Genomic DNA, 12,222 nt, shown 5'->3' with positions numbered 1-12,222 from the left:
GGTGGAAGAAGTACGTCATCGTCATGATCGAAAAAGCGTACCAGAGTGACGGGTTGCCGTGTTGTGGCAAAAGCTTTCGTGAGAGCCTGCGGCATGGCCGTCATTCATCACACCACCCTCAAGCCGACCAAGCTGGAACTCCTCACCTCCTGGCTGCCCACCCGCCCTTGGTACGCCGGTGCCGGTGCGCCCCGACTGCACAAGTCCGGCGGCTTCCGGCTGGACGACCCGGCGGGGGAGGTCGGGATCGAGTTCATGGTGGCCACCGATGAGGTGGGGGCGGTGAGCTACTTGGTGCCGCTGACCTATCGCGGTGCCCCTCTCGACGGTGCCGAGCATGCCCTCGTCGGAACCATGGAGCACGGGGTGCTGGGGCCGCGCTGGGCCTACGACGGCTGCCATGACCCGGTGCTGGTCGGGCAGTTGTGGGCGCTGATCGAGGGGCGGGCCGAGGCCCAGGCGCAGAGTCTCACTGATGTGGTGGATCGGGAGGTCACTCGCTCCTACGGCGGTCCGGGGCTTGGAGCCCACGGGCCCACGGCCGTCTCCGAGGACTCCGAGGGCACCTGGCTGACCGCGCCGGACGGTACGACCCTCCTGCTGCACCGCGTCCTGCGGCCCGCACCGCACGGCGTCCCCGAGGGGGCCATCGGCCATGTCGGCGGTGCCTGGCAGGTGCCGGACGGGCCGCGCGTGCACGGGCTGTTCGCGTCCCTGTACGCCCACGGAACGGCGCCGTGAAGCTGTCCGACGGGGTGATCGCCCTCTCCCCGCTGGTCCCGGCCGACGCCGAGGCCCATCTCGCGGGTGAGGACGAGCAGTTGGTCCGCTGGCTGAGTGGCGGTCCCGGTACGCGTGAGGGCGTCGACGCCTATATCCGGCACTGCGGGGAGCAGTGGGCGGCGGGCGGTTCGCTGCGTGCGTTCGGGATCCGGGTGGGCGTCGGTGAGACGCTCGCGGGCACCATCGATCTGCGTTTCGCGGCGGAGGGGCTCACCCGGGGGCAGGTCAATGTCGCCTACGGGCTCTATCCGGCGTGGCGGGGGCGGGGGCTCGCCACCCGGGCCGTCCTCCTGGTCTGCCGGTACGCGGCCGGTGAGGGCGTGAGCGGGGCGGTGATCCAGGTGGAGCCGGGCAACGCAGCGTCCGCCGCCGTCGCCCGCCGGGCCGGGTTCGCGCCCGGCGGGCAACGGTTCACCGAGGACGGGACGTTGCTCGACCGCTATGTCCTCGACCTGCGTGCGCCGGGATCAACGGCCCTGCAGTGACTTCACGTTGTCGCCGAAGGTCCAGTTCTTCGAACCGTCCCAGTTGATCGACCAGGTCATCAGGCCCTTGAGCGAGCTGCCGTAGTGCCGCCAGGCCTGGGCGACGAGGGACGGTGACATGTAGCCGCCGCCCGCGCCCGACTGGGCGGGCAGGCCGGGGACCTGCTTGTCGTACGGCACCTTGATCGTCGTACCTTGAATGACGAGACCCTTGTTGAGGCAGTCGGTCTGGGCGGTGAAGCCCTCGACGGTTCCGGCGGAGTAGGAGTCGCCGGAGCAGCCGTACATGCTGCCGTTGTAGTACTGCATGTTCAGCCACCACAGGCGGCCGTTGTCGGCGTACTTCTTGATGACGGGGAGGTAGGCGCCCCAGATCGAGCCGTAGGTGACGCTGCCGCCGGTGACGTAGGCCGTCTCCGGGGCCATGGTCAGGCCGAAGTTCGATGGCATCTGGGCGAGGATTCCGTCGATGATGCGGATCAAGTTGGCCTGGGACGTGGAGAGTTGGGCGATGTTGCCGCTGCCCGTCAGGCCGGTCTCGATGTCGATGTCTATGCCGTCGAAGTTGTACTTCTTCAGGATCGGGACGATCGTCGCGACGAACTTGTCCGCGACGGCGGTCGAGTTGAGGTCGATGCCGGCCGTGGCGCCGCCGATGGACATCAGGATCGTCTGGCCGGAGGCCTTCGCCGCGCACATCTCCGCGGGGGTTGCCACCTTCACCCCGCTGTCCATGCCGTCCTCCCAGAGTGCCGTTCCGTCGGAGCGGATGACCGGGAAGGCCGCGTTGATCACGTTGTAGCCGTGCGCCGCCATGCGGGAGTCGGTGATCGGGGTCCAGCCGAAGGGCGGGTGGACGCCGTTGGCGGCGCCGTCCCAGTTCTCCCAGTAGCCCTGGAGGACCTTGCCGGACGGCTTGGACTTGACGGCGCAGGTGTCGGCGGCGGACGCGGGGGATGCGGCGGGGAGCTGGGTGAGACAGGCGGTCGCCAGTGCCGCGGTGAGCAGGCTGAGGGCGCGGCGGAGCATACGGGGCCTCCCGGTGGGGGTCGGGGCGGGCGATGTCGTAGGCATGACAGTGCTCGTGGTCCAGACCTCTCGTCAATAGGTCTGGACCACATTGAGATGGCCGCGTGAGGCGCGCTGACAAGTATGGAATGACAGATATTGAAATCTGTCAGCTGTTAGGGCATGGTGGAGGCATGACGATGCAAACCCGCACCCTCGGAACCACCGGCCCCCAGGTCTCCGCCCTCGGCCTCGGCTGCATGGGCATGTCCGCGCTCTACGGCGGCGCGGACCGGGCCGAGTCGATCGCCACCGTCCACGCCGCCCTGGAAGCGGGCGTGACCCTGCTCGACACCGGCGACTTCTACGCCATGGGGCACAACGAGATGCTGATCGGCGAGGCCCTGCGCACCGCGCCCGCCGCCCTGCGCGAACAGGCCCTGACCAGCGTGAAGTTCGGCGCCCTGCGCTCCCCGGACGGCGAGTGGGCCGGCTACGACGGCCGACCCGCCGCCGTGAAGAACTTCGCCGCGTACTCGCTGCAGCGCCTCGGCGTCGACCACATCGACGTCTACCGGATCGCCCGGCTCGACCCCGACGTACCGATCGAGGAGACGGTCGGCGCGATCTCGGAACTGATCGAGAAGGGGTACGTCCGCCATGTCGGGCTGAGTGAGGTGGGCGCCGACATCATCCGCCGGGCCGCCGCGACGGCCCCCATCTCCGACCTCCAGATCGAGTACTCGCTCATCTCCCGGGGCATCGAGGATTCGGTCCTCCCGACCACCCGTGAGCTGGGCATCTCCATCACCGCGTACGGCGTCCTGTCGCGCGGCCTGATCTCCGGGCACTTCACCCATGACCGGCAGCTCGCCGCCAACGACTTCCGGGCGCACTCGCCCCGCTTCCAGGGCGACAACCTCCGGCACAACCTCGACCTCGTCGAGGCGCTGCGGAAGATCGCCGGACAGAAGGGCGTCTCCGTCGCGCAGATCGCCATCGCCTGGGTGCTCTCCCGGGGCGAGGACATCGTGCCGCTGGTCGGCGCCCGCACCCGCGAGCGGCTCGACGAGTCGCTGGGCGCGCTGGACGTCACGCTGGACGCCGCCGACCTCGCGGCGATCGAGCAGGCGGTCCCGGCGGACGCGGCGGCCGGCGACCGCTACCCGGCCCCGCTGATGGCCCACCTGGGCAGCAAGTGACCAGCCCCCTGCCAGGTACGGTCTAGGGCATGCCACCGACCTCCCAGACCCTGACCGCCGAGCGCATCCTCGAAGCCACCGAGGAGGTGCTGCGCCGCCACGGCCCGGCCAAGGCCACCGTGGTCGACGTGGCCCGCGCGCTCGGCGTCAGCCATGGCAGCGTCTACCGGCACTTCCGCACCAAGGCCGCGCTGCGGGAAGCGGTGACGAAGCGGTGGCTGGACCGGACGACGGGGGTGCTGGCGGGGATCGTCGCGGCGGCCGACCTGGACCCGGAGACGCGGGTGCGCGAATGGCTCGCGGCACTGTTCGCCGCCAAGCGCCGCAAGGCGTTCGACGATCCGGAGCTCTTCGCCACGTACTCGGTGCTGACCACGGAGACCGCCGAGACCGTCGTCAGCGAGCACCTTGCCGAACTCACCGGCCAGCTCACCGAGATCGTCCGCGCGGGCGTGTCCGCGGGCGCCTTCACCGCTGACGACCCGGCCGTCACCGCGGGCGCCCTCTTCCGAGCGACGGACCGCTTCCACGACCCGCATTACGCCAGGGAGTGGGAACGGCCTGGTGTGGAGGCGGAGTTCGAGGCGCTTGTGGATCTGTTGCTGCGGGGGTTGCGGGCCCGCCACTGAGCCGTCAAAGGGCGTCGAGTTCGTCCGTCGTGCGGCCGAGGTAGGTGACCGGGCCCGGGGCGGGGACGGGTATCTCGTGGAAGCCGAGGCGGTCGTAGAACGCCCGCGCGGGCTTGTTGGCCGTGACCATCGACAGGTGGACGGCCGGGACGTTCCTGTCCCCGAGAGCTTGTAGCAGGGTGCGCATCAGCTCGCGGCCGTGGCCCCGGCCCTGGCGGTCGGGCAGCAGGTCGATGTGGAGGTGGGCCGGGTAGGCGGCGACCTCCGGGACCAGCATCCGCTCCGGGTGGTGCAGCAGCCCGGCCATCTCCTCGTCCGGCGTGCGGGGTGGTCCGGCCGGCGGGGGATGGCGGTCGGTGACGGACGGCAGCCACCTCGTGCGGAACGCCGTCACGAAACGCGGGGTGTCCGCGGCGCCCACGACATAGCCGACCGCCCGCCCCTCCCCGTCGTCCAGCACGAACGCCAGGTCCGGCTCCAGGACGGCGTACGGGATCGCGAAGGTCGCCGGGAAGACGGCGGGGTCCCGGTAGTGCGGCCGGCTGTCACCGCCCTCGTGCGCGGTGCGGACGCAGATGTCCTCGACGGCCTCGCGGTCGGCGGGGCGGTAGCGGCGGATGTGCGTCATGCCGTGGGTCATCCTGTGCGTCATCCGTCGGACTGCGGCGCCTCGGCCGGGTCCACCGTCGCCTGGTGGGCCTCCGCCAGATGCTCCTCCGCCTTCAGCCACGGCAGGAACTGCGCGCCCTTGCGCCAGCCACAGGTCTCACATCTGACCGTGCGTTGCGTGCCCTTGCGGACCACCCGGACGACATGTTCGCGTCCGTGGTGGTCCCAGCGGGTCACCTTGCTCGTGTTGATCTCCAGCATGACGCCTCCAGCGTCCGAGGACATCGAGTCTGTGTGCGCGGCCTTTGCGCAGCAAGGAGTGTGCAGCAAGACCAACATCAACAGGGACTCTTCCCCGGCGCGTTGACCAACCTGTGGCCACACCCTCACAACTCGATCAGGCCCTCAGGCGATCGTGCGCGGCAGTCGCAGGCTGAGCAGACCCGTCAGCGCCACCCCGGCCAACTGGACCAGCAGCGTCGTCACCAGGGCGTCCCGCATGCCCACCCCGCCGGCCAGGGACAGGAACAGCGTGCCCAGGGTCGCCACACCCAGCGCCAGCGCCGACTGCTGGGTCGTGATCATCACCCCGCTGCCCACGCCCGCCCTGGCCGGCGGCACCTCGGACAGCACGATCCGGAAGACCACGGGGAGTTGCAGGGCCTGGCCCGCGCCGGCGATCGCCGCACCGGGGAGCAGTTCGAGGAGACCGAGGCCCGGCCAGGAACGCCAGGCGGCCACGGCGATCAGACCCACGCCCACCGCCTGGATCGCCGCACCCGCGGTCACCACCCGGGTGCCGAACCGGGCCACCAGCCGAGGACCGGCCAGCGAGACGCAGAAGAACGCCACCGCCATCGGTACGAGTGCAAGGCCCGCTCCGACCGGACCGAGCCCCGCCCCCTGCTGCAACGCCACCGCGATCACGAACATGAAGCCGCTGAAGCCGATCGAGAACGGCACGATCAGCAGCAGACCGCGACGCAGGGACAGCAGTCCGAACAGGCTCGGCGGTACGAGGGGCGTACGGCCCGCCCGGTCCGCCCTGCGCTCCACCGTGTAGAACGCCCACGCCACCAGCGGGAACGCCGCCAGCGACAGCCACGTCCACAGCGGCCAGCCCGCCGCCCGGCCCTCGGTGAGCGGGGCCAGCAGCGTGAGCAGGGCGGCGGCGAGCAGGACCGTGCCGGGGCCGTCGAGCGGCTCCGGGTGCTGGGAGCGGGTCTCCGGGACCGCGCGGGCGGCGAGGAACAGGCCGACGAGGACGACGGGCACGTTCACCAGGAACACCGAGCGCCAGCCGGTGCCCCAGATGTCCGCCGCGACCAGGACGCCGCCGAGGATCTGCCCCGCGACCATCGACAGCCCGGCGGTGGCGCCGTACAGGCCCATGGCCTTCGCGCGGCGCGGGCCGCTGGTCGCCGCCTGGATGGTGGCGAGCACCTGCGGCAGCATCGCCGCCGACGCCGCGCCCTGCGCGACCCGCGCCGCGACAAGGGTCCACGCGCTGGGCGCGAGACCGCACGCCAGCGAGGTCAGCCCGAACGCCGCCATACCGCCGAGGAACAGCCGACGCCGGCCGAACAGGTCTCCGAGCCGCCCGCCGAGGACGAGCAGCACGGCGTACGCCAACCCGTAGCCCGCGACGACCAGTTCGAGCACGGCCTCGCTCGCCGCGAGGTCATGGCCGATGGTGGGCAGGGCCACATTGACGATGAAGAAGTCGATGAGAGGAAGTGCCGCCGCTAGCAGCACCGTGAAGAGGCCGAGGCCGCCGAGCGAGGGTGGTGCCGCGGCGGTGCCGGTCTTGTGCGCAGTGATGGTTTCGGTCACAGTGACGAGCCTGCGGGCTTCCTCAGGGGGGTACCAGAGTGTTCTTATCCTGGTAGCAGAACCACCTGGAAACAGGTTCCGGAGCGAGGCACGCTGGAGGCATGACGACCATGGCCCAGGAAACGGTGACCTCTCGCCCCACGGCAGCCTCGGAGATCCGGCGCCATGAACTCGCCGCCTTCCTGCGCCACCGCCGCGAGCACCTCACCCCCGAGCAGGTCGGCCTGCCCCGCGGCCGCCGACGCCGCACCCCCGGCCTGCGCCGCGAGGAGGTCGCCCAGCTCTCCGCGGTCGGCGTCACCTGGTACACCTGGCTCGAACAGGCCCGTGACATCCAGGTCTCCGTCCAGGTCCTCGACGCCCTCGCCCGCACCCTGATGCTCGACCCCAGCGAGCGCTCCCACCTCTTCCAGCTGGCCGGCGCGGTGGACCCGACACCGGCCACGACCTGCCCGTCGGTGACACCCGCGATGCGGGCCGTACTGGAACAGCTGGAGCCGTATCCGGCGTGCCTCCAGAACAGCCGGTACGACATCCTCGCCCACAACCGCACGTACGGCCTGCTGCTCTGCGACCTGGAGACGGTGCCGCCCGAGGACCGCAACTGCATGATCCTCTCCTACACCAACCAGGACTGGCAGTCCTCGATCGTGCACCTCGGCGAGACCCAACGCCTCATGGCCGCCCGCTTCCGCGCCGCCATGGCCGGCCACCTCGGCGAGCCCGCCTGGAAGATGCTCCTCAAGCGACTTCGCACGGAGTCCCCCCAGTTCCGCGAGGTGTGGGAGCGACATGAGGTGGTGTCCCACCGCAGCAAGCGCAAGGAGTTCCTCAACCGGTACGTGGGTCGACTCGTGGTCGATCACACCGACTTGTGGTTGAGCCCGGAGGTGGGGCCGCGGATGGTGACGTATGTGCCGGCGGATGAGGAGTCGGCAGAGCGTCTCAAGAAGCTGCAGGAGATCGCCCTCAAAGGGGCGCGGGGCTGAGTTGAATATGCAGCTCCGCCGCTACGCAACCACCCGAGACGCCTTGCGAAGCTCACCCGACTCCAGCAAATCAGCCGCCCGCTCAGCCGTACCCCGCGCCCACGTCCCACTCGTGACCAGCCCCGCCACGAGAACCAGCAGCCCACACCCCGTGAGCACCCACCACCCCGGCCCCGCCGCGGCCACGAACGACTCCTTGTACGACGACGCCCCCACCCCGGAAGCCAACACGGCCCCGATCACCGCGACCCCCAGCGTCTGCCCCAACTGACGACTGGTGGAGGCGACGGCGGCCGCCACCCCGGCCTGGGCCCGCGGCATCCCCGACACCGCCGTATTGGTGATCGGCGCGTTCACGAACCCGAACCCGATGCCGAAGAGCACGTACCCGAGCAGCAGCGTGACATTGGACGTCTCCGCCTCGAAGACGGCGAACAGCGCACAGCTGGTCGTCATCGCGAGGCCCGCCACCAGCAGCGGCAGCCGGGGCCCACGGCTCCCCACCAGCCGTCCGGACAGCGGCGCGCACAGGAACATCGGCGTCGCCATCGGCAGCATCCACAGGCCGGCGTGCAGGGCGTCGAGGCCGCGTACGTTCTGCAGATACAGCGTCGACAGGAACAGGAACCCGCCCAGCGCCGCGAACGCCCCGATCGCGATCACCGTCGCCCCGCTGAACGGCGCAGACCGGAAGAACCGCAGGTCGATGAGGGGTTCGGCGCGACGGGGCTCGTACCAGAGAAGGCCGAGCAGCGCCGCCAGCGCGATCACCGCGAACGGCAGGACGGCCGTGAACCCGGCGTTCGGCGCCTCGATGATCGCGTACGTCAGGGAGCCGAACAGGGCGATCACCAGGAGCTGGCCGACCGGGTCGAGGCGGCGGGCCTTCGGCGCACGGGACTCGGGGACGAAGCGGAGGGTGAGCAGGAGGGCGGCCAGACCCACCGGAAGGTTGACCCAGAAGATCGCGCGCCAGTCCACCCCGTCCACGAGCAGACCGCCGACGAGCGGTCCCGCGGCCATCGATATGCCTACGACGCCGCCCCACACGCCTATCGCCCGTGCGCGCTCGCGCGGGTCGGTGAAGGTGTTGGTGATGATCGACATCGCGACCGGGTTGAGCATGGAGCCGCCGACCGCCTGCACCATCCGGAAGACGATCAGCGAGTCGAGGGTCGGTGCGACGGAGCACAGGGCCGAGCCGATGGTGAACAGGATCAGGCCGGTCATGAAGACCCGTTTGCGGCCGATCCGGTCCGCCGTGGAGCCGGCCAGCATCAGCAGGGAGGCCAGGACCAGGGTGTAGGCGTCGATCGTCCACTGCAGCCCCGAGGTGCTGGCGCCGAGGTCGCGCTGCATCGCGGGCAGGGAGACATTGAGGGCCGTGGTGTCGAGGCTCACGATCAGCAGGCTCATACAGCAGATCGCGAGGACCAGCATCCGGCGGCGTGGGCTGAACTCCGGCATTCTTGAATAGTACGCCTAACTAATGAATTTAGCCGCACCCCGTCCGGTACGTGAGAATGGGTGGATGCCCACGACCGCCCCGCCCCTGCCGATCGGCCCGCACACCGTCCAGCCGCCCGTCGTCCTGGCCCCCATGGCCGGGATCACGAACGCGCCCTTCCGCACCCTGTGCAGGGAGTTCAGCGGCGGCAAGGGGCTGTTCGTCAGCGAGATGATCACGACCCGGGCGCTGGTCGAGCGCAACGAGAAGACCATGCAGCTGATCCACTTCGACGAGAGCGAGAAGCCGCGCTCGATCCAGCTGTACGGCGTCGACCCGGCCACGGTCGGGAAAGCCGTCCGCATGATCGCGGAGGAAGGCCTCGCCGATCACATCGACCTGAACTTCGGGTGCCCGGTGCCGAAGGTGACCCGCAAGGGCGGCGGCTCGGCGCTGCCGTTCAAGCGGAACCTGCTGCGGGCGATCCTGCGGGAGGCGGTCAGTGGGGCGGGCGATCTGCCGGTCACGATGAAGATGCGCAAGGGCATCGACGACGACCACATCACGTACCTGGACGCCGGGCGGATCGCCGTCGAGGAGGGCGTCACGGCCATCGCGCTGCACGGCCGTACCGCCGCTCAGCACTACGGCGGCACCGCCGACTGGGACGCCATCGCCCGGCTGAAGGAGCATGTGCCGGAGATTCCCGTGCTCGGCAACGGCGACATCTGGTCGGCCGAGGACGCGGTGCGGATGGTGCGGGAGACCGGGTGCGACGGGGTCGTGGTCGGGCGCGGGTGCCTGGGGCGGCCTTGGCTGTTCTCGGACCTGGTGGCCGCGTTCGAGGGGCGGGACGCCGACATCGCACGGCCCGCGCTCCGAGAGGTCGCCGACGTCATGGTGCGGCACGCCACGCTGCTCGGGGAGTGGATCGGTGACGAGGCGCGGGGCGTCATCGACTTCCGCAAGCACGTCGCCTGGTACCTCAAGGGCTTCGCGGTCGGCTCGGAGATGCGCAAGCGGCTCGCCATCACGTCCTCGCTGGCCGAACTCCGGGGCGGCCTGGACGAGTTGGACCTGGATCAGCCGTGGCCGACGGGCGCTGACGGTCCCCGTGGCCGTACGTCCGGCAACAACCGGGTGGTGTTGCCGGACGGGTGGCTGAAGGACCCGTACGACTGCGCGGGCGTGGGCGAGGACGCGGAGCTGGACACCTCCGGCGGCTGAGCTACTTCTTCCCGCTCGGGGTGGAGCCGTACGCCGTCAGGAAGCGGTCCCGGAAGCTGCTCATCTTCCAGACCGGGGCCTTGGAGGCCGGCTGGAGGCCGTCCGTCCAGTTCCAGTCGGCGATCTTGTCCAGCATCTTCGGGTCCTTGGCGACGATCGAGATCGGCACGTCCCGGCTCGCCTTGGTGCCGCTGACGCGGGACATGGGTTGATGGTCGCCCAGGAAGACCAGAACCGTGTCGTCGGTGCCGTAGCGCTCCAGCCACTGCGTGAGGCTGGTGACGGAGTACGAGATCGACTTGCCGTACTCCTGCTTGGAGCGGTCGGAGTCGGAGATGATGTCGGCCGGCTTGGTGCCTGATTGCTGGATGGCCTTGAAGAGGGAGCCGTCGCCCAGATCGTCCCAGTCGACCATCTTCGGGATCGGTGCCCAGGGCTGGTGGCTGGAGGTCAGGATGATCTCCGACATCAGGGGCTTGTCGCGCTTCTTGCCGTGGACCTGGCGCTGGAAGGCTTCGAGGGCGTACTGGTCGGGCATGGTCGACCAGCTGAACTTCGGGCCCTTGTAGCCGAGTTGGAAGGCGTTGTAGAGCTTGTCCAGGCCGTAGTACTTCTGCTCGGGCCAGCTCTTCTGCACGCCCGGCATCACACCGACCGTGTCCCAGTCGCCGGTCTTCTGGAAGGCCTTGGTCAGGCTCAGGTGATCGCTCGCCATCACCGTGCGATAGCGCTGCTGGTTGTCGATCCAGAGGCCGGAGAGGGTCGTGGAGTGGCCGAGCCAGCTGTTGCCGCCGAACGTCGCCGACGTCAGCCAGCCGCTCTTCGCGCGGAAACCGGCCTTCGCGAGGGCCGCGGTGCTCGTGTCGAGGGTGCGGGTGACGCCGGGGGCGATGTCCGGGTCCTCGATCGCGGTACGGCCGTAACTCTCGATGAACGTGAAGATGACGTCCTTGCCGCGCAGGTCGGGGACGAGTTGGGCGGGCGGGGTGCTGCCGAAGGTGTCGGCCCTCGCGTCCTTCGCGAACTGCGCCTCGTCCCGGAGGGTGTCCACCGCTCGGTGTGCGTGGACCTTGATGATGCCTGCGGTGTGGTCGGCGGCGAGCGGCACGCCGGCGATCTGGAGGCCGAACGCCGTGCAGGTGATCCAGACCGTGCCGGCGATCAGGGCGCCCCTCGACGCGTCCGCCTTGTGCCGGGCCAGGATGTTCGCGACGCGGACGGTGGCCAGGGCGACGACGACCATCAGGAGTACGGCGAGGAGGATGAGGCCGATGGTGAGCAGCACGGTGGTGGTGCCGCCCATCGAGTCCTTCATGTACGACTGGGCGTCGTCCAGGAGTTCCCAGTCCAGGACGATGTTGAAGTGGCGGCCCAGGTATTCGTTGAAGCCGATGTCGAGGAAGTTGAGGGTGGTGAGGGCGCCGAGGGCTGCGCCTGCTGTGGCCGCGATGATGACGCGGGGGCGGCGGGGGAGGCTGAGGAGGACCGCGGCGCCGATGATCGCCTCTGCGGGGAGGCGGATGAACTCCGTGGGTTTGAGGTTGCCGAGGGTGTTCGGCATTTGGAGGCAGATGTGGATGACGGCGGCGGAGAGGAGGGTGAGGGTCCAGGGGAGGTAGGGGTGTCTCTTCCGTCCGCCTTCGACTTCGACTTCGGCCTCGGCTTCGCCTTCGGCCGGTTTGTTCCCACCCGCACCACCCGTTTCACTCTCGTCGTCAGGTGCGGGTGGCCCCTGTGGGGCGGATTCGCCGTCGGCGGCTGCGGGCTCCTCGGGTGCTGTCTCTATGGGCAAGTCGCCGTCTCTGCCCGGCAATTGACGAAAGCGCGTGAAGACAGGCACCCGAAGGTCCTTCCGTGCGAGGCCCCTGCTGAAGTGGTGTGGCGGGCCACGCTGGGGAGGCTGAAGACCCGCCATTCCCTCGTACGGTCCCACCTCGGCCTTTGTTCACCCACTCCACCCCAGCACTGCGCAAACACCCGGCAAACGCCAGGCCAACAGGGTCAGGGGCG

General features: G+C 69.8%; 12 protein-coding genes. 6 read left to right on the top strand and 6 right to left on the bottom strand.

Translation table 11 applies throughout. The features are described 5' to 3' along the window. Window positions 1-93: 93 nt before the first annotated feature. Window positions 94-741 carry a maltokinase N-terminal cap-like domain-containing protein gene (locus IE325_RS06660; RefSeq protein WP_190068774.1) on the top strand — a complete coding sequence of 216 codons (648 nt, stop codon included), beginning with the start codon at window positions 94-96 and terminating at the stop codon, window positions 739-741. Beyond that, a complete protein-coding gene (locus IE325_RS06655) occupies window positions 738-1,268 on the top strand; it encodes a GNAT family N-acetyltransferase (RefSeq protein WP_190068773.1) in 531 nt (176 codons plus the stop codon). Before IE325_RS06660 ends, IE325_RS06655 begins: the two co-directional genes overlap by 4 nt. Here the strand turns inward: IE325_RS06655 and IE325_RS06650 are convergent. Further along, window positions 1,251-2,297, bottom strand: a complete 1,047-nt coding sequence (locus IE325_RS06650; RefSeq protein ID WP_190068772.1) for a chitinase — start codon at window positions 2,295-2,297, stop codon at window positions 1,251-1,253. The two genes, IE325_RS06655 and IE325_RS06650, sit on opposite strands and share 18 nt — an antisense overlap. 173 nt (window positions 2,298-2,470) lie before the next feature. Between IE325_RS06650 and IE325_RS06645 the strand changes: the two genes are divergently transcribed. Both IE325_RS06645 and IE325_RS06640 read left to right on the top strand, forming a co-directional pair. Then, window positions 2,471-3,478: an aldo/keto reductase gene (locus IE325_RS06645; protein WP_190068771.1), complete on the top strand. Its 1,008-nt coding sequence runs from the start codon at window positions 2,471-2,473 to the stop codon at window positions 3,476-3,478. A 29-nt stretch (window positions 3,479-3,507) separates the two neighbouring features. Then, window positions 3,508-4,107, top strand: a complete 600-nt coding sequence (locus IE325_RS06640; protein WP_190068770.1) for a TetR/AcrR family transcriptional regulator — start codon at window positions 3,508-3,510, stop codon at window positions 4,105-4,107. Between the two features lie 4 nt (window positions 4,108-4,111). Here IE325_RS06640 and IE325_RS06635 read toward each other — a convergent pair whose 3' ends face one another. The 3 genes from IE325_RS06635 to IE325_RS06625 all read right to left on the bottom strand — a co-directional run bounded on the left by IE325_RS06635 (window position 4,112) and on the right by IE325_RS06625 (window position 6,549). Further along, the gene (locus tag IE325_RS06635; RefSeq protein ID WP_190068769.1) at window positions 4,112-4,735 is read right to left on the bottom strand and encodes a GNAT family N-acetyltransferase; all 624 of its coding nucleotides are present in this window, start codon (window positions 4,733-4,735) and stop codon (window positions 4,112-4,114) included. A gap of 20 nt (window positions 4,736-4,755) precedes the next feature. Next, complete coding sequence (locus tag IE325_RS06630) at window positions 4,756-4,977, bottom strand: hypothetical protein (RefSeq protein ID WP_190068768.1); 222 nt, start codon at window positions 4,975-4,977, stop codon at window positions 4,756-4,758. A 144-nt stretch (window positions 4,978-5,121) separates the two neighbouring features. Beyond that, window positions 5,122-6,549: an MFS transporter gene (locus IE325_RS06625; protein ID WP_190068767.1), complete on the bottom strand. Its 1,428-nt coding sequence runs from the start codon at window positions 6,547-6,549 to the stop codon at window positions 5,122-5,124. A 101-nt stretch (window positions 6,550-6,650) separates the two neighbouring features. Between IE325_RS06625 and IE325_RS06620 the strand changes: the two genes are divergently transcribed. Next, window positions 6,651-7,538, top strand: coding sequence for a helix-turn-helix transcriptional regulator (locus tag IE325_RS06620; RefSeq protein ID WP_190068766.1), 888 nt, complete (start codon window positions 6,651-6,653; stop codon window positions 7,536-7,538). Window positions 7,539-7,559: 21 nt separating this feature from the next. Here the strand turns inward: IE325_RS06620 and IE325_RS06615 are convergent, their stop codons facing one another. After that, a complete protein-coding gene (locus tag IE325_RS06615) occupies window positions 7,560-9,005 on the bottom strand; it encodes an MFS transporter (RefSeq protein WP_190068765.1) in 1,446 nt (481 codons plus the stop codon). A gap of 64 nt (window positions 9,006-9,069) precedes the next feature. Between IE325_RS06615 and dusB the strand changes: the two genes are divergently transcribed. Beyond that, window positions 9,070-10,212: a tRNA dihydrouridine synthase DusB gene (dusB, locus tag IE325_RS06610; protein ID WP_190068764.1), complete on the top strand. Its 1,143-nt coding sequence runs from the start codon at window positions 9,070-9,072 to the stop codon at window positions 10,210-10,212. A 1-nt stretch (window position 10,213) separates the two neighbouring features. Here dusB and IE325_RS06605 read toward each other — a convergent pair whose 3' ends face one another. Then, window positions 10,214-12,052: an alkaline phosphatase family protein gene (locus tag IE325_RS06605; RefSeq protein WP_373315115.1), complete on the bottom strand. Its 1,839-nt coding sequence runs from the start codon at window positions 12,050-12,052 to the stop codon at window positions 10,214-10,216. Between the last annotated feature and the right edge of the window lie 170 nt (window positions 12,053-12,222).

Origin of the sequence: Streptomyces lanatus (assembly GCF_014655715.1) — a bacterium.
Lineage (GTDB): Bacteria > Actinomycetota > Actinomycetes > Streptomycetales > Streptomycetaceae > Streptomyces > Streptomyces lanatus.
This window is presented reverse-complemented; position numbering and strand designations above follow the sequence as displayed.

Coding starts and splice junctions, on each gene's coding strand:
- IE325_RS06660 (WP_190068774.1), top strand. CDS start 94: ATGGCCGTCATTCATCACACCACCCTCAAGCCGACCAAGCTGGAACTC.
- IE325_RS06650 (WP_190068772.1), bottom strand. CDS start 2,297: ATGCTCCGCCGCGCCCTCAGCCTGCTCACCGCGGCACTGGCGACCGCC.
- IE325_RS06645 (WP_190068771.1), top strand. CDS start 2,471: ATGACGATGCAAACCCGCACCCTCGGAACCACCGGCCCCCAGGTCTCC.
- IE325_RS06640 (WP_190068770.1), top strand. CDS start 3,508: ATGCCACCGACCTCCCAGACCCTGACCGCCGAGCGCATCCTCGAAGCC.
- IE325_RS06635 (WP_190068769.1), bottom strand. CDS start 4,735: ATGACGCACATCCGCCGCTACCGCCCCGCCGACCGCGAGGCCGTCGAG.
- IE325_RS06630 (WP_190068768.1), bottom strand. CDS start 4,977: ATGCTGGAGATCAACACGAGCAAGGTGACCCGCTGGGACCACCACGGA.
- IE325_RS06620 (WP_190068766.1), top strand. CDS start 6,651: ATGACGACCATGGCCCAGGAAACGGTGACCTCTCGCCCCACGGCAGCC.
- IE325_RS06615 (WP_190068765.1), bottom strand. CDS start 9,005: ATGCCGGAGTTCAGCCCACGCCGCCGGATGCTGGTCCTCGCGATCTGC.
- dusB (WP_190068764.1), top strand. CDS start 9,070: ATGCCCACGACCGCCCCGCCCCTGCCGATCGGCCCGCACACCGTCCAG.